Annotated in this window: 13 protein-coding genes; 10 read left to right on the plus strand and 3 right to left on the minus strand. The window is 70.1% G+C overall.

The features are described 5' to 3' along the window. Positions 1-52: 52 nt before the first annotated feature. From AB0J95_RS29405 to AB0J95_RS29425, 5 genes are all read left to right on the plus strand, one after another. On the plus strand, positions 53-1,291 hold the full coding sequence (locus AB0J95_RS29405) for a DNA polymerase IV (protein WP_364764704.1): 1,239 nt from the start codon (positions 53-55) through the stop codon (positions 1,289-1,291). A 411-nt stretch (positions 1,292-1,702) separates the two neighbouring features. Further along, positions 1,703-1,870, plus strand: coding sequence for a hypothetical protein (locus AB0J95_RS29410; protein WP_364764707.1), 168 nt, complete (start codon positions 1,703-1,705; stop codon positions 1,868-1,870). A 550-nt stretch (positions 1,871-2,420) separates the two neighbouring features. Next, positions 2,421-3,026 (plus strand): DUF742 domain-containing protein, encoded by a 606-nt coding sequence (locus tag AB0J95_RS29415; RefSeq protein ID WP_364764710.1) that lies wholly within the window; start codon positions 2,421-2,423, stop codon positions 3,024-3,026. 143 nt (positions 3,027-3,169) lie between these two features. Beyond that, positions 3,170-5,122 (plus strand): S53 family peptidase, encoded by a 1,953-nt coding sequence (locus tag AB0J95_RS29420; protein ID WP_364764713.1) that lies wholly within the window; start codon positions 3,170-3,172, stop codon positions 5,120-5,122. A gap of 358 nt (positions 5,123-5,480) precedes the next feature. After that, positions 5,481-5,873 (plus strand): DUF3040 domain-containing protein, encoded by a 393-nt coding sequence (locus AB0J95_RS29425; RefSeq protein ID WP_364764716.1) that lies wholly within the window; start codon positions 5,481-5,483, stop codon positions 5,871-5,873. Positions 5,874-6,729: 856 nt separating this feature from the next. Here AB0J95_RS29425 and AB0J95_RS29430 read toward each other — a convergent pair. The 3 genes from AB0J95_RS29430 to AB0J95_RS29440 are packed head-to-tail and all read right to left on the minus strand — an operon-like array spanning position 6,730 to position 11,399. Further along, entirely contained in the window at positions 6,730-9,150 is a 2,421-nt protein-coding gene (locus AB0J95_RS29430) for a DUF3488 and transglutaminase-like domain-containing protein (RefSeq protein ID WP_364764719.1), read from the minus strand. Further along, on the minus strand, positions 9,150-10,412 hold the full coding sequence (locus AB0J95_RS29435) for a DUF58 domain-containing protein (protein ID WP_364764722.1): 1,263 nt from the start codon (positions 10,410-10,412) through the stop codon (positions 9,150-9,152). Before AB0J95_RS29435 ends, AB0J95_RS29430 begins: the two co-directional genes overlap by 1 nt. Positions 10,413-10,418: 6 nt before the next feature. Beyond that, entirely contained in the window at positions 10,419-11,399 is a 981-nt protein-coding gene (locus AB0J95_RS29440) for a MoxR family ATPase (protein WP_364765478.1), read from the minus strand. 518 nt (positions 11,400-11,917) lie between these two features. On the opposite strand from AB0J95_RS29440, the gene AB0J95_RS29445 reads away from it, so the two are divergent. The 5 genes from AB0J95_RS29445 (at position 11,918) to AB0J95_RS29465 (ending at position 17,091) form a co-directional block, all read left to right on the plus strand. Then, positions 11,918-12,415 carry a hypothetical protein gene (locus tag AB0J95_RS29445; protein WP_364764725.1) on the plus strand — a complete coding sequence of 166 codons (498 nt, stop codon included), beginning with the start codon at positions 11,918-11,920 and terminating at the stop codon, positions 12,413-12,415. A 491-nt stretch (positions 12,416-12,906) separates the two neighbouring features. Next, positions 12,907-13,338 (plus strand): division/cell wall cluster transcriptional repressor MraZ, encoded by a 432-nt coding sequence (gene mraZ, locus AB0J95_RS29450; RefSeq protein ID WP_364764728.1) that lies wholly within the window; start codon positions 12,907-12,909, stop codon positions 13,336-13,338. Between the two features lie 134 nt (positions 13,339-13,472). After that, positions 13,473-14,426 carry a 16S rRNA (cytosine(1402)-N(4))-methyltransferase RsmH gene (rsmH, locus tag AB0J95_RS29455; RefSeq protein ID WP_364764731.1) on the plus strand — a complete coding sequence of 318 codons (954 nt, stop codon included), beginning with the start codon at positions 13,473-13,475 and terminating at the stop codon, positions 14,424-14,426. Continuing rightward, complete coding sequence (locus AB0J95_RS29460) at positions 14,423-15,121, plus strand: hypothetical protein (protein ID WP_364764734.1); 699 nt, start codon at positions 14,423-14,425, stop codon at positions 15,119-15,121. Before rsmH ends, AB0J95_RS29460 begins: the two co-directional genes overlap by 4 nt. After that, complete coding sequence (locus AB0J95_RS29465) at positions 15,121-17,091, plus strand: penicillin-binding protein 2 (protein ID WP_364764737.1); 1,971 nt, start codon at positions 15,121-15,123, stop codon at positions 17,089-17,091. Before AB0J95_RS29460 ends, AB0J95_RS29465 begins: the two co-directional genes overlap by 1 nt. The last annotated feature ends 228 nt before the right edge of the window (positions 17,092-17,319 follow it).

Consider the following 17,319-nt stretch of genomic DNA (forward strand, 5'->3'; position numbering starts at 1 on the left):
TGGTCTAGCGTGCCTTCTCGTGGGACGCAGCGGGGATCTGCCACGAGGTCTGGTGGATCGGTATCGAGCTCAGGACGGGCAGTGGCCGGACGACACCGGCTGCTCGATCCTGCATGTGGACATGGACGCCTTCTACGCGTCCGTGGAGATCAGGGAACGGCCGGAGCTGAGGGACAGGCCGGTGGTGGTCGGCGGCATCGGCAACCGCGGGGTGGTCTCGTCGGCGAACTACATCGCGCGCGAGTTCGGGGTGCGCTCGGCGATGCCGACCTCCCGGGCGCGGCGGCTGTGCCCGGACGCGGTGTTCGTGCCGCCGACGTTCGGGCTCTACCAGGAGATCTCCCGGGGCGTGCTGGGGATCTTCCGGGAGATCACCCCGTTGGTGGAGCCGTTGAGCCTGGACGAGGCGTTCCTGGACGTGGGCGGGGCGCTCAAGCGGCTGGGGATGACCTCCGGTCAGGTGGGGCAGTGGATCCGGCAGCGGGTGGAGGCGGACCACGGGATCACCTGTTCGGTGGGGGTGGCGCCGACCAAGTTCGTGGCGAAGCTGGCGTCGGGACTGTGCAAACCGGACGGCATGCTCGTGGTGTCCCGCGGCGAGGTGCTCAACTTCCTGCACCCGCTCCCGGTATCGGCGCTGTGGGGGGTGGGCGAGAAGACCGCCGAACGCCTGCGCAACGTTGGCCTCGAACGGGTGGCGGATGTGGCGGCGGCGCCGCTGCCCCGCCTGCGGCGGATCGTCGGCAACGCCATGGCCGAGCATCTCCACCCGCTCGCGCTGGGGTTGGACGGCCGCGAGGTGGTTGCCGAGTCGGCGGAGAAGTCGATCGGCGCGGAGGAGACGTTCGAAGTCGACCATTGGGACCGCGCTCTGCTCAAACGAGAACTGCTGCGCCTATCCGAGAAGACCGCCGGCGCATTGCGCGGCCGGGGCCTGCGCGGCCGGACGGTGTCGATCAAAGTCAGATTCTCGGACTTCACCACGATCACCCGTTCCCGAACCCTCCTGGTGCCCACAGACGTGACGCAGGAGATCTTCAAAACCGCGACCCAGCTCCTCGAAGAACAAACCCCACCCGGCGCCGTCCGGTTGATCGGCGTCCGCGTTGAACAACTCGGCGACGACCCATCCCAGCAACTGTTGCTCGACGCGCCCGAAACCGGCTGGCGCGAGGCCGACCAGGCCGCCGACAAGGCCCGCGCCAAGTTCGGCCTCGCCGCCATCCGCCCCGCCTCCCTCCTAGCGAAAGCCCCCGACCGCTCCGGCCACGCCGACCCCAAACCCCAATAACCACAAGGGCAGGTGCGCCACAGGAGGCACCCAGCCTCCGACCGTGCCTGATCTCGCGGCTGGGCCTGATCCAGAGCTGTGTTCGGCCTTGGGGCTGTGTCCGGATGTCCGGCTGGGCGGGCTCGGTCCGTGATTGTGGTCGGCCTACTGACCACACCCGGACTTCCCGCCAGGTCCTTCGAGCGTCTGGCTGCCGGCGGTGTCTGGTCTCGCGGGTGGGCCTGATCCAGAGCTGTGCTGGGCTTTGGGGCTGTGTCCGGATGTCTGGCTGGGCGGCCTCGGTCCGTGGTCGTGGCTGGCCTGCCGACTACACCCGGACTTCCCGTCAGGGCCTTCAAGCGCCCGGCTGCGACCGCACCTGGCTCAGACCGTGCCTGGCCTCGACCGTGCCCGGCTCTTGACCCTGCCTGAATGCCGACCGTGTTCGGCCTGGCGATGGATGTCCGGCTGCCGACCGCGCCTCGCCCCAACCGCGCCCGGCCTGGTGGCGGCACCCGACTTCCCAGCCCCATGCCCACAGTCGACCGCGAGCAACTCAACTCCCCACCCGTGCACCTACCGGGCTGGCCCACGCCCTGACAGCCCCTGGCTGACCGCACCCGGCCTGGCTCGGTGCCGTCAACGGCGGCCTTCGTTGACGACTCGCCTCTCTCGCCCTGCTCGCAACCGCACCCGACCTCCTGGCATGCCTGCCTCCCGACCGCACCCGCCTCGTGACCTCACCGCGCCGCCTCCTCGACCGCGCCGCCTCGTCTGCCGACCTCACCGCCTCGCCTGCCGGGCGACCGAGTCCCCGACCGCGCCGCCTCCCAGACCGCCGCCACTCGAGCACGGCACCTCCCGCCCCGCCTGAACCCCAGCACGCCGCCATTCCCGATCGCGCCAGCGAGATACAAGGGATGATCCGATGGGGTGGCCTCACGTGGGCAACTGCGGGTTTGTGCGGAAATGGGGTCGGCGAGGGCTGATCATCATCCTATTTATCACTCGAATGGCGGAGCACTTGTTTTCGGCAACTGGGATAAAACTGGGCTGAAACATCGTCGTTACCTGTGTGCACCGGGTTCTGGCTAACGTTTTGGCCCTCTCTTCGGATGGTCAGGATGGAAACCGGCGCGGGGGTGGGGGCGTGGCGGGATCTGATCGGCGCGACAAGACCGCGGTCGGGCGCACGGGTGCGCGCTTCGGCCAAGTGTCCTCGGATTCGCGGGGACGCGACGAGGAGGAACGGGGTGATCCCGCCGTGTCGACGGCGCGACCAGGCACCGGCCGGACCGGTGCCCGCTTCGGCCAGCCCGACCCCGAGCCGACACAGCCGCATCCCTTCATCCCCGATCCGTCGGACCCGCTCGAGGATGCGGGCGGCGAGGGCGAGTGGCTGGAGGTCGACCGGTCCCGTTCCATCGTCCGGCCCTACGCCTGGACCGGTGGCCGCACCGAGACCGCGTACGACCTGCCGATCGAGGCGCTGATCTCGACGAACCGCGCGACCATGAGCCGGATCGGCGCCGGGATGACCAGCGACCACCGCGCGGTCTGCGAACTGTGCCTGATGGCCCGGTCGGTCGCGGAGGTCGCCGCGCTGATGTCGTTGCCGCTCGGGGTGGCGCGGATCGTGCTCGGCGACATGGCGTCGGCCGGCATGGTCATCGTGCACCGGCAGGACACCTCCAACGGCCACGAGCCGGACCTCGCGATGATGGAAAGAGTCCTGATTGGACTCCGTAACCTTTAGCGGGGCAATTCTTTACGGCGTTTTTGGAAATCATCGGTACAAAAGGGACGTTTGACGTCCGACCTTCCCAATGTCAAGTATTTGGCATACGTTCGCCGCCTCAAGTGATTCCGGCGAGGGCATTGAGGAAGGGGAATCCAGTCGTGCGCAGAACTTTCGCGCTGGGCGTCGCCCTGGTGGCGATGACCGCGGCAGCCTTACCGGCCGCCGCGGCGCCCGCGGGCCGGAGTGTGATTCCGGCATCGCATCCGGAATGGGCGAAGTCCAAAGTGGCGGATGCGGCACCGGGGGACCATTTGCGTTTCCGGGTGTACCTGTCCACACGGGACGATCAGGGGGCGGAGGCCGCCGCGCAGGCCGTTTCGGACCCGCGCGACCCGTCGTACCGCCGCTACCTCACACCGGGCCAGGTGCTCGACCGGTACGCGCCCACCCAGCAGTCCGTGCAGCAGGTGCGCTCCTGGCTGACCGCCAACGGGTTCACCATCGGCGACGTGCCGTCGAACAACGCGTACGTGGAGGCCGTCGGCACGGTTTCCCAGGCGCAGCAAGCGTTTGGCGTGCACTTGGGCGAGTACCAGGTGAACGGGCGCACACTCCGCGCCCCGGACACGGACCTGTCGGTGCCCGCCTCGCTGAACGGCGTGGTCGACGGGGTGCTCGGCGTCGACCAGTCGATGAACCTGATGCGGCCCGACCACGTCGGTGGCAGCGACGACACCGCGTCGTCCCAACGGGCCCTCGTCGCGCCGACGGATGTCGCGCCGCCCGCGGGGTTCCGCAATGCGCCGCCGTGCAGCAACTACTGGGGTGAGAAGGTCGACACCACTGACCCTGCTTACAACGGCCAGCACCTGCCGTACGCGCCGTGCGGCTACAAGCCCGGACAGCTCCGCTCGGCCTACGGCATCGACGGCGTTGTAGGGCATGGCGTTGACGGCCGTGGCGTGACAGTGGCGATCGTCGACGCGTTCGCGTCGCCGACCCTGTACGCCGACGCGGCCGAGTACGCCAAGCGCAACGATGCTTCGCACCCGTTGCGCAAGTCCCAGTTCCACGAGTTCGTCTACCCGCCGAACCCGATCCTGGAGCCGCCGGACCAGTGCGACGCCGCGGGCTGGTACGGCGAGCAGTCGCTGGACGTCGAGGCCGTGCATGCGATGGCGCCCGGCGCGGACATCTACTACGTGGGCGGCTCGGACTGCGAGGACCTCTCGCTGGACAAGGCGCTGAACAAGATCGTCGCCGGGCACGAGGCGGACATCGTGTCCAACTCCTACGGCGACGAGGGCGAGGACGTGCCCGCCGACGAGGTGAAGGTGTTCGAGAAGATCGCCCGCAACGCGGCGCTCGAGGGCATCGGCCTGTACTTCTCGTCCGGTGACAACGGCGACGAGTCCACCCGGCTGCCGCAGCCGTCCGCCGACTTCTCCGCGTCCAGCCCGTGGGTCACCGCGGTGGGCGGCACCAGCCTCGGGATCGGCAAGGACGGCCGCAAGGTCGTCGAGACCGGCTGGGAGACCGGCCGCAGCGCGCTGGCCAACGGCGCGTGGGGTGCGGCGGCCTACCAGTACGGCTCCGGCGGGTCGACCAGCCGGCTGTTCGACGAGCCGTTCTACCAGCGCGGCATGGTGCCCGACGCGCTCGCGCGGCAGAACCAGAACGGCAACCACCGTGGCCGGGTTGTGCCGGACATCTCGATGGCCGGTGACCCGAACACCGGGATGCTGATCGGCATCACCCAGACGTTCCCCGAGGGCGCGCACTACGACCAGTACCGGATCGGCGGCACCAGCCTGGCCTCGCCGCTGTTCGCCGGGCTGATGGCGGTCTCCGACCAGGTGACCGGGTTCCACCACGGGTTCGTCAACCCCGCGCTGTACTTCTTCGGCCGTCCGGTGGTCAAAGATGTGCAGCACGCATCCGGTGGTGTGGTGCGGGTCGACTACGTCAACGGCACCGATCCGGCCGACGGCACGACCACCACGGCGCGCACGTTCGACTGGCCTGGCCTGACCATTCACACCACGCCGGGCTACGACAACGTCACCGGCCTGGGGGCGCCCAATGGGGCGGCTTTCCTGGGCCTGATCTGACGGCCCAACTGAGACCCTCGCGGTTTCGACAGGAAATCGCGAGGGTTTTCACCCAAGCGTCGGGTGGGCGGTGGTTTACCGGTACTTTCCGTTACACACGGTCATAACCGCTGGACATGCCACATGGCGCGCCCCCGAACGCCGTCCCTGTTGAGCCGATCGCGTGTGCGTACCCGGCGGGCATCCTCGCCGCTGTGGCCGTGGGTTGGCAAGAGCATGCAGCTGTGTGGTCAGATCGGGTAGTCGCGCAGGCCCGGGGCTCGTATCCTTGGGGGTGACGTCCCAGGGATGGGGCGCCCGCCGGGTACGGCGGCCGCAAACGCCCGGCGCCCGTGAGAGCTGTGCCGGAGGAGGAAAGATGCCACTCTCCGAGCACGAGCAGCGACTGCTCGACCAGATCGAGCGCGCGCTCTATGCCGAAGACCCCAAGTTCGCATCCACCGTGGGCCGGGCGCGGCTCCGGCGTCCGTCACGTCGCCGGCGGCTGCAAGGCGCGGCGCTGTTCGTGGTGGGCGTCGCACTGCTGGTGCTCGGTGTTGTCGTGCAAGAGTTCTGGTTCGGCGGGTTCCCCGCCGTCAGCCTGCTCGGCTTCCTAGTAATGTTCTTCGGCGCGCTCATAACGCTGACCGCCATCCGCCGCGGCGGGGACAGCGGGCCAGAGGGAGAGTCGGGCGGCAAGAACGCCGCCCGCCGCAGCTCCTTCTCCCAGCGCATGGAGGAGCGCTTCCGCAAGCGCTTCGAACAAGACTGACATCCAGAAAACCGCAGGCCACCCCGCTCCGGCAGGGTGGCCTTCACCATGCGCGCGTAAAGGGCGGTGAATGGGCGGTTTGCCGGGATCGGGGCATTAGCGGCATTTGTCGCCAGGTAGAGGCCTGGGCGGCGGTTGGAGGCGAGCCGGGCTCGGTGACCCCGCCGGGGTGGGATGGCTGTGGGAACGGCTGCGGTGAAGGGGACTGTCCCCGGAGGGCGGCCGTGGGGGATGGCGAGGGAGTGGCAGTGGGGGCGGCAGGCGAGGCGAGGCTGGGGTGCCGATGAGTTGGGCTCGGTGAGGTGACTGGCGGGACTGGGCGGCGGTGGGACGGACTGCTGGGAAGCAACCGCGTCGACGGACGACCGGAAGGGGCCGCGTGGAAGCACTGCGGTGCGGGCTTGCGGTGGCCCGCAGGGGGCTTGGGGAGGTGGCTCGGCAGGAGATAGCGCCGGACCTTGGCGAGGGCGGCGCAGCCTTGGGGGTGGGACTACCCGGGATGGGCCTCGGAGATGGCTCCTGGGAGAGCTGGGTGAGGTGGCCCGCATGGCGACTCAGCGTGGGGCGCGGAAGGCGTGGCGCGGTTGGTAATGGCGACTGGGCGCGGGGGCGGGAGCAGGGCTCGGCAGGAATGGCGACGCGCTGGTGAGGGTGGCCGGGCTGCGTAGTGGGAGCGGTGGAGCTCCTGGAGCGGTGCCCCGGGACACGGGCGTGGCGATGCGGAGAGCAGTGGTGAGTCCTGCTTCGCCACCGGAGCCCGGCGGGATCAGGCGGCGGAAAGGGCCTGCGGTGATGGGGCTTGCGGGTATGGCGTTGGAAGAAAGACACCCGGCTGGTGGGCCGGGTGTCTCTTGGGTCAGTTTTCTTCGTCTTCGGATAGGGATGTTCGGCGGCGGCGGGGTTTGAGGATGGATTTGGGCATCAGTTTGGCGCGCAGTGCCAGGGGGGCGTTTCGGCGCATGCTCGCCCGGACGTTGTTCACCGCCGCGGGGAGGGCTGGGTCGGCTTCGGTGGTTGAGCCGTACCAGCTTCGCTCGATCACGCCCACGACTGTGCGCAGGCCCTCCATGCCCTCTTCGTCCAGGCTGTGTTCCCGGACCAGGCGTCTTGCGGTCATCCGCACCGTGTCGGTGTCCGGGATCGTGGCTCCGCGGTCCCAGGACTCGGCGAGGAGCTCCTGCCACGCCGCCTCCGCCGCGCTCATCGACCGTTCGTTGACGGTGTGCAGCCGCTCCCGTCTGCGCCACATCCGGATGAACGCGGGGAACCCGGCCAGCAGGATGATCCCCAGCGGGATGGCTATCCACCAGCTGTAGAGGCCCACCGCCGCCATCACCGCGGCCACCCACACGAAGGCCGCCACCAACGCGACCGTGCCCGCCCACCGTTTACGCCGCCAGAACAACACCAGCAGCGTCAAGACCAACGCCACTCCGGCGATGCCCGCGGTGACGTACTCGGCGAGGTAGCTCTTCTCCTCCGTCGGGATCTCCCCGCCGTTGTTCAGGCCCGCTTCCTTGTCCGGGCCCGTCGCGGCGCTTGCGCTGCTCGACGCGGGTGGCTGGGCCGCCGACGACTCGCCGCCGTCGGGCAGCCGGCCGGGGGTGGACGACTGGGGGTTCATGTACGGCGGGGTCTCGCCGCGACCGTCGGACAACGGCGTGGGGTCAACGGTCACCCAGCCGAACTGCGGGAAGAACACCTCGACCCACGCGTGCGCGTCCTGGGTGGTGATCGAGCGGTAGTCGGCCATCTGGAACCCGGAGGTGTAGCCGATCGCCACGCGCGCCGGGATGCCCGCGGCCCGCACGAGCACAGCCATGGCCGACGCGTACTGCTCGCAGTAGCCGGCCTTGCCGTTGAACAGGAAGTCCGACAGTGCGTCGCTGTCACTCGCCTGCGCGGTCTCGGTCTTGTACACGAACCCGTTGTCCGGCGAGAAGTACTTCAGCAGCGCGTTGACCTTGTCCCACTGCTTGGTCTTGCCCTGGGTCAGCTGACGCGCCAGACCGGTGATCCGCGGGTCCAGCGGCGGCAGGTTCAGGTAGTCCGCCTGGACCGAGCCGCCGTCGGCCGGGGTCGCCGCCTCGAGCTGCTCGTAGGTCGGCCGGGCCAGGTCGGCCCACTCGACGTACTTCGGCAGCTTGCGGGCCCGCTTGACGTACACCGAACCGGTGAACTCGTCGTACCGGACATCCCCGGGGACGCCCTCGACCCGGCGCGGGGAGCCGTACACGGGTGCCCAGTTGTCCTCGGAGTTGACCGGCTCGACCTCGATCCGGGTCGGCGGGCCGTCGGCGGTCCGCCCCGGCTCCAAAGGCAGGTCACCGGCCAGCGGCGTGCCGGGCGGCATGGTGGGGGTGATGCTCCAGCCGTCGTTGGCGTTGTACACCTTCAGGGTGACCGCCCGCAGGTAGCGGTGGTCCTCGGTGAGTCCGCGGACGCGGAACATCTCCTGGTTGCCCTTCTGGTTGAGCATCCCGCGCAGCTTGGTGAACGGCTTGATCTGATAGCCGCCCGTGGTCGCGCCCGTGCCCGCGTTGCCCGGCAGTTGGCCGACCGTGCCGATCGCGGTCACCGTCTCACCAGTCAGCAACGACAACAGCACCGCCGCAGCCACCAGCACTGTCGGCGCACCAATAGCCAGACCCGTCGTCCGCGACGAACGACCACGCCACACCTGATGACGGTGCGTGCCGTCGACCCACAGCAGCAACGCGTACGACCCAGCGCCGAGAACGAACGACCACCACGGCAGCATCTCGTCGGCCAGCGACGCAGGCACCGCGTACACACACAGCAGCACGAGACCACTAGCAGCAGGCGTACCCGCAGCCACAGCCAACGCGTCCACTAGCACCGCTACCAAACCGATGGCGATCACTACCAGGCACAGGATCGGCGTCGTCGGCTCGACCGGCGGCACCCCGGTCTGGATCACCGTGACCGCGCCGCGAAGCACGTCACCTAACTGGTCGATGGCCTTCGGCCCGGGGATGAACCCGAACACGCCCTCCGTGGTGAACAAAGCCGTCACCAGGAACGCCAGAGCCAGCAGCTGGCACAGCCCGATCAGCAGAATCGGAACGCGCAACGCCCGCAACCCGATCCCGGCGCCGGTCACCACGATGATCGCGACGGCGACGTGGCCCAGCCACACGCTGCCGTCGATCACCCCGGACAACGCGGTCGCCGCGCACAGCGTCGTGATCGCCGCGAACACCGGGGTGACGGTGTTCGACCACTGGTCCGCCGCAGGTCTCGCCGAAGTCGTCATCAGGCCCAACCCCCCGCATGCATCGCGCCGCGGTTGGCACTCACGCGGCACAGGTTCGTCCACACCTGCGGCATCGGCATCTCCGGGCGGGCCACGATGGTGCTCCACCCGGCGCCCTGCAGCAGGGACTCGGCTTGTTCGGGATCGGCGCCCGCGTCGTCCTTGGCCGCCCACGACCGGGTGTCCAGCAGGATCGCCAGGCTGCGGCTGGACCGCGGCCGGTAGCGGATCAGCTGCTCGACCGAGTCGGGGTCGACCGCGCCGAGCACGGCGATCAGCTCCTGGCCGTGCCCCGGGTCGCCGGCCAGCGAGATGTCACGCTGGTGGGTGGACTGCAACGCGGCCAGCGAATCCAGCAGGATGTGGTCGCTGTGCACGCCGTCGCCGCTGTCCGGGGCGATGGCCCGGCCGTTCTCGGTGACCAGGCGGATGTGGTGGCCGTGCCGGTGCAGGTGGATGGCCACGCTCGCGGCCATCGACACCGCCCACTCCAGGCTCGCGGTCGGGCCGCTGCCCTTGTGCGCGGACTCGCGGTGGTCCAGCAGGATCGTGGTGCCGCCCTTCCAGGGGCGTTCCTCGACCCGCACCATCATCTCGTCCCGGTGCGCGGTCGACCGCCAGTGCACTTTCCGCAGGTCATCGCCCTGCCTGTAGGGCCGGACGACCGCGTCGTCCTCACCCTGGCCGGAGTGCAGCCGGACCGAGCCGTCGTCGCCCGCGCCCAGGCCGGACCCGCCGGGCAGGCCGATCAGCGGGACCGCGCGCGGCACGACGACCAGGCGGGTCACCCCGGCGAGCTCACGGTCGAACTCCGCCAGGCCGAACGGGTCGGTGACCTTGGCACGCAACGGCCCGAGGTGGTGGATGCCGCGCATCGACGGGTCGACGTTGTACCGCAGCTGGATGCCGTTGTTGCGGGGCAGGTGCTCGATCACGAACCGGGGCCGCCCGCCCAGCGTGTACGGCACGCCGTCCTGCAGCAGCAGGCCGCCGGTGGGCAGCCGGCCGGTGCTCCACACGTTCAGCGAGACCTCGGCGCGCCCGCCCACGGGGGTGCGCGCCGGGTTGACGTGCCGCTCGGTGTGCAGGCCGATCCGTGACCGGCCGATGAGCACGCACACCAGCACCGGCATCGCGATCACGAACACCGACACCCGCAGCAGGTCACGCTCGTTCAGCACGGCCGAGCACAGGGCCGCGGCCAGGCCGGCCGCCAGCAGGCACCGGCCGCGGGTCGTCATTCCAGCCAGTGGCCCGCCCATCGACTGCTACCTGCTTCCGCGTCCGTCCGCCCACGGCGAGACTGGTTCGGCGCCCTGGGGAACGGGCACGCGCTGGAGAAGACCGCGGATCATGTCCGCGGGGGACCGGCGGGCGGCCTGCGCCTCGGCGGTGAGCACCAGGCGGTGCGCCAGGACCGGCACGGCCACGGCGTGGATGTCGTCCGGCACGACGAAGTCACGCCCGGCCAGGGCGGCTTGTGCCCGCGCGGCGCGTACGAGGTGCAGCGTGGAGCGGGGTGAGGCGCCGAGGCGGATCTCCGGCAGCCGCCGGGTCGCCGACACCAGCTCGACCGAGTACCGGCGGATCTCCGGGGCCATGTGCACGCCGCGGACCGCCTCGATCAGGGCGCGCACCGACTCCGCGTCCGACACCGGCTGCAGCGACGCCAGCGGGTCGGTGCCCGCGTGCTCGTCGACCATGGCCAGCTCGGCGGCCGGGTCCGGGTAACCGATCGACACGCGCGCGGTGAACCGGTCGCGCTGCGCCTCGGGCAGGGCGTAGGTGCCCTCCATCTCGATCGGGTTCTGGGTCGCGATCACCATGAACGGCGACTCCAGCCGGTAGGTCTTGCCGTCCACGGTGACCTGGTGCTCTTCCATGCACTCCAGCAGCGCGGACTGGGTCTTCGGCGAGGCGCGGTTGATCTCGTCGCCGACCACGATGTTGGCGAAAACCGGCCCCGGCCGGAACTCGAACCCAGTGGTCTGGCGGTTGAACACGGACACCCCGGTCACGTCGCTGGGCAGCAGGTCGGGGGTGAACTGCAGGCGGCTGACCGTGCAGTCGATCGACCGGGCCAGCGCCTTGGCCAGTGAGGTCTTGCCGACCCCAGGCACGTCCTCGACCAGCAGGTGGCCCTCGGCGAGCAGGGTGACGAGCGCGATCCGGACCACCTCGGGCTTGCCCACCAGCACGCGCTCGACGTTGGCCGCGATGCGCTGGGCGGTGCTGTGCACCTCGTCCAGCGGGTTGGTGACCCGCGGCGCCGGCGAGGGCGTCGGCGCGGGCTGCTCACCCGGGCGGACGGCCACGGTGGGTGCGGACACCGACGGGATACCGGGTGTGGACTCCGCCGCGCGCAGGGCCGCGTAGGGGTCGGATCCTGCGCCGTTGCCCCCGTACGGGTGGCCAGGTATCGCGGCGGACGGGGTAGACGACGTCACTCGACCTCCTGAAACTCCTCGGTGGTACCCACCCAGATCCCACCGATGCGATGCCGGCTCCCGAATGGGTGAACGGGCGCGGCGGCACAGCTTGACACGTGCGGTGTCAAACCGGGGCGAAGTGCTCCGGGCTTGCAGCCAAGTATCCGGCAAGACACGTCCGTCGTGCAGGACAGTTCCACCGACTTGACCTCCCCGGATGCCTTCGGCCGCCTGGTCACCTTTGACACCGCCGGGCGGGCCCGGGTTCCCGCCACGACTGTCCGGACGCGTGAGTGACGATCCGGTTGCCCAGCGTCCGGTGATTTACCCTCAGCCCCATGTCCCGGCGTGTGCACTATTGGCCTTCCGCCGTGCTGACCGCGGTGTTCACCCTGCTCGGGATCTGGGCGTTCATCTCCGCCACGGAGAAGATGGGCCTCACCGTCGACTCGCCTCCGGAAGTCCGCCGCGGCGCCACGGCGCAGATCGACTCCTGCACCAGCGACGCCCTCTACATGTGGCTTACGTCGCGATGCTCCGCCCGGGTTCAATGGCCCGGCGAATCGACAGCCGTGACGGTCACCGTCCGCTCGACGCACGACCTGTCGGACCTGGTCTACGTGCTGGAGCGGCAGAAAACCCGCCGCTCGGTCGAGGTGGTGGCCAACGACTACCCGGTGAAGGTCGACGGGGCGCTGTACTTCGTGATGATGATGGCGTTGCTCAGCCTCGGCCCGCTCGGCTGGTTGCTGGGGACGCGGGTGGCCAGGCTGCTGCCCGGACCCGCCCCGAAGGACGAGAAGCTCAGGTTCGGGCCCGCACGGCACAAAGGCTGACCCTAGGACGCGGCCACGGGTACGGATGTCGCTGTTCGATCACTCACGGACGCGGGCGGGCCAGGTGGCCCGGTCGCGGAGAGCGCTCCCTTCACACGACCGGTGACTCTGTGAAGTTTCGTCGCTCCGGGAGATCTGCCGTCACAGTCGGTGACCAACCCGCGCGGGGTACGCCAGTCGGACGGTTCTCCCCGGTTCCCCACAACCACCCACCGCCGTGCCGGGCGGCCGGATGAGCGGCCGGATGAGCGGCCATTGTGGACAACTGAACACCTTCTGAACAGTCGTTCGGCCTCACCCGTGGCGGGAACCCGCCCCACCGTCCCCCACCTGCGGTCCATCGCGGTTACCTGCGGAAACGTGTCAATCGACCGGGCGAACGCGGCTGGTTCCGCGTTGACTGTGGTGAAAAGTGGGGTACTGTGGCCGCAAGTGGGGCAGACGGGTGCCCCATGGCCGGTCCACCAGGGTCGGTGGGGAGGTGGCAGCCGGTGTTCCTCGGTACCCACACCCCCAAGCTGGACGACAAGGGGAGGCTGACGCTGCCGGCCAAGTTCCGCGACGCGCTCGCGGGGGGCCTGATGGTCACGAAGGGTCAGGATCACTGCCTCTACGTCTTCCCCCGTGCCGAGTTCGAGGAGATGGCCCGCAAGGTCGCCGCCGCCCCGCTGACGAACGAGGCGGTACGCGCCTACCAGCGGTACCTGTTCGCCGGAACCGACGAGCAGCGGCCCGATGGGCAGGGGCGGATCGCGGTCGCGCCTGAGCTCCGGAAGTACGCCGGGCTCACCAAGGAGTGCGTGGTGATCGGCGCGATCACCCGCCTGGAGATCTGGGACGCCCAGGCCTGGCAGGCATATCTGGACCAGCACGAGGACAGCTACTCGCAGGCGCGGGAGGAGGTACTGCCCGGATTCTTCTAGATCCGGATGCCGTGAGGCCTCGGCCCGGTATCGGCCCTGACGCACCTTCCCCGGCGCCAGGTTCGTGACCCCGGGCTGGGACCTGACGGCATTCCTCGTTCTAGCCGGGCGGTACCGCGAGAGGGGTTGGGACCATGGCGCGCGAGAGGCACGTCCCAGTGCTGCTCGAGCGCGTTCTGGCGTTGCTGGCCCCGGCCCTGGAGAACAAGCCCGCCGTGCTGGTCGACGCCACCCTCGGCCTCGGCGGTCACGCGAACGCCCTGCTCGAGGCACACCCGCGGCTCACCCTGGTCGGCCTGGACCGCGACCCGAACGCCCTGAAGCTGTCGGGCGAGCGGCTTTCCCGGTTCGCCGGCCGGATCCACCTCGTGCACGCGGTCTACGACGAGATGCCGCAAGTCCTGGCCGATCTCGGCATTCCCCAGGTGGACGGGATCCTGTTCGACCTCGGCGTGTCCTCGATGCAGCTGGACGAGGCCGGCCGCGGGTTCGCCTACGCCCAGGACGCGCCGCTGGACATGCGGATGGACCAGACCAAGGGCATCACCGCCGCCGACGTGCTCAACACGTACGAGGCCGGTGACCTGGCCCGGATCCTGCGCGAGTACGGCGAGGAGCGGTTCGCCGGGAGGATCGCCAAGGCCGTGGTCAACGCGCGCGCCAAGGAGCCGTTCGACACCAGCGCGCGGCTGGTCGAGCTGCTGTACAACGCGGTCCCGGCGGCCAGCCGGCGCACCGGCGGGCACCCGGCCAAGCGCACCTTCCAGGCCCTGCGCATCGAGGTCAACGGCGAGCTGGACGTGCTCAAGCGAGCCATCCCGGCCGCGTTGAAGGCGCTCAAGGTGGGCGGCCGGATCGTGGTCGAGTCCTACCAGTCACTGGAGGACCGGCTGGTCAAGCAGGCGTTCGCGGAGCTGGCCAGGTCCCGCACGCCGGAGGGCCTGCCGGTGGAGCTGCCCGGGCACGGCCCGGAGATCCGCCTGCTCACCAGGGGAGCCGAGCAGGCCGACGAGACGGAGAACGAGCACAACCCGCGAGCCGCATCGGTCCGGCTCCGCGCGGCCGAACGGATCAGGGAGGCGTCATGACCGCACCGGCAAGGGTGGGCGGATCGTCCTCGCGCGGCCGTTCGACCCGCAGGAAGGCCGCGGCCGCTGCCAAGAGCGCGGCGGCGCAGACCGCCGCGACCGAGGCCACCACGCAGACCACGGAAACCTCCGCGGGGGCCCCGCCGCGCACCGAGCGACGGCCGCGGACCGCCGCGGCCGAGCGCGCGTATGCACGTCGTGCGCAGCGCGAGGGCCGTTCGGTCGGGGAGCCGGTCCGCCGCGCACCCCGCGCGAAGGGGCCACGGCCCGAGCGTGGCACGGCCTCGCGCGCGTCGTTCGTGATGCTCGTGATGGGCCTGCTGGTGGTCGGCGTGATCACCACGCTGTGGCTGTCCACCCAGGCCATCGCCGACTCGTACCGGCTGGACCAGGCCAAGAAGGCGGTCACCGAGCAGTCCGAGCGGGCCGAGGTGCTGCAACGCGAGGTCGCGGGCATGGAGTCGGCGTCCTCGCTGGCCGACGCGGCCCGCAAGCTCGGCATGGTCCCGGCCGGTGACCCGTCCCGGCTGGTGGTCGGGCCGGACGGCAAGGTGACCGTGGTCGGCGACCCGAAGCCGGTGGCGCCCAGCGCCGCGCCGCCATCGAGCGCGACGGCCGAGGTGCCGCCGCCGCCCGCCCCGCTGGACGAGGCTCCGCCGGCCCAGCCCGGTGACCAGCAGCAGGGCGGCGGCTGATGCCCCGTGACTGGGCCGAGCCGCCGCCCCGTCAGGGCCGGCCTCGCCGCCCGGCTCCCGCGCGCCGCCCGGCGCGCAAGCCGGTCCGCCAGCCCGTGCGCCGCCCGGAGGCCCGGCGCCCGCCGAAGCCGCCGCGGCGCAAACGCCCGCCCGGCAACAACTCCCGGCTGCGCATCCTGACCGTCCGGTTCGTGCTGGTGGCGGCCTTGGTCGCGGCCGGGCTCAAACTCGTTCAGGTCCAGGCGATCGAGGCCTCCACGCTGTCGGCCAAGGCGGACAAGCAGCGCGCCGAGACCCAGCCGATCCAGGCCGAGCGCGGCGACATCATCGACCGCAACGGGGTGAAGCTCGCGTTCAGCGTGGAGACCCGCGCGCTGGCGTGGTCGCCCAAGCTGATGCGCAAGACGTACGCGGGCAAGTTCGACTACGACGCCCGGACCGCGGAGATCGCCGCCAAGATCAAGTCCGTGCTCGGCGACAAGGTCAACGAGCAGGACCTGATCGCCAAGATGCGCGGGGACAGCTACACGTACCTGGTCAAGGACGTGCTGCCGACCCAGGAACGCGAGATCCGCAACAAGTACAAGGAGATCATCTCCGAGCCGCAGGCCCAGCGCGAGTACCCGGGCGGCTCGCTGGCGTCCAACATCCTGGGCTACGCGAACTGGCGCAACGACGACCCGGACCGGTCCAAGCACAACATCCACGGCCTGTTCGGGATGGAGAACGACAAGGACACCCTGCTCGCCGGCGAACCGGGCAGCATCACGTTCGACACCGAGGAGGGTGCCGAGGGCGTGATGATCCCCGGCACCGAACGGGATGTCCGCCAGGCCAGGGACGGCTCGAGCATCGAGCTGACCATCGACGCTGACGTCCAGTACGAGGTGCAGCAGATGCTCACCGAGTACGTGGCGAAGGCGGGTGCCAAGGGCGGGTCCGCGGTCGTGCTGGACGCGCACACCGGCGAGGTCTACGCGCTGGCCAACGACAAGAGCTTCGACCCGAACGATCCCAACGGCCCCAACGGGTATGGAAACCCGCTGGCTACCGGCAACCCGGCGGTGTCCACACCGTACGAACCAGGGTCGGTGAACAAGGTCGTCACGGCAGCGTCCGCGATCGAGTTCGGCATCGTCAAACCCACCGACTCGCTGCGCGTCGACGGCACCCGCAAGGTCGCCGACCGGACCATCCACGACTGGTGGAACCACGGCCCGATCAACCTGACCGTCCCGGGCATCTTCGCCAAGTCGTCCAACATCGGCACGCTGATGCTGGCCGAGCAGGTGGGCCAGGACCGGTACGCGGACATGCTGAAGAAGTTCGGGCTGGGCGAGAAGACCGGGCTGGGGCTGCCCGGCGAGTCGGCCGGGTCGGTACCGGACCGCAAGCAGTGGTCGGGTTCGACGTTCGGCAACCTCCCGATCGGCCAGGGCCTGTCGATGACCGTGCTGCAGATGGCCGGGATGTACCAGACCATCGCGAACAACGGCCTGCGCATGCCCCCACGCATCATCAAGAGCACCATCGCCCCCGACGGCACCCGGAAAGAAGAGCCGCGGCCCCAAGGCGTGCGTGTGGTGAGCGACCAGACCGCATCGACCGTGCGCGACATGCTCCGCGCCGTGATGCAGAAGTCCAACGCCGCCAACTCCGGGACGGGCGTCCCCGCGGCACTGGCGGGCTACCAGATCTCCGGGAAGACCGGCACGGCCCAGCAGGTCGAGCCGGGCGGCGGCTACAGCCGTTCGAAGTACTGGATCACCTTCGCCGGGATCCTGCCCGCCGACGACCCCCGGTTCGTGGTGGGCATCATGATCGACGCCCCCGACCCGGCCAAGGGCGACCGCCACTTCACGGGCACGGCCGCGCCACTGTTCCACGACATCGCGTCCTACCTGGCCCAGCGCTTCACCATCCCGCTGTCCAAGGAGCAGTCTCCCGTAGTCCCCCTCATCGTCAACTGACCCCACCCCCACCTCCACCCCACCGGCGTGTCCCCCTTTCCTCCGGGCCGTGTCCCCCTTTGCTCCGGGGTGTGTCCCCCTTTGCTCCGTCCCATGTTCTCCGTTCCGCCCCCGCCTGCCGCACGTCCGTCCGAACCGCGCCACAGCCAAAGCCCGCCAGAAGGCCATACCCCGGAGGAACACGGGACACGGGCCGGAGGAAAGGGGGACACGCGGGGGAGGAAAGGG

The sequence above is a fragment of the Actinocrispum sp. NPDC049592 genome (assembly GCF_040675465.1).
Classification (GTDB): Bacteria; Actinomycetota; Actinomycetes; order Mycobacteriales; family Pseudonocardiaceae; genus Kibdelosporangium.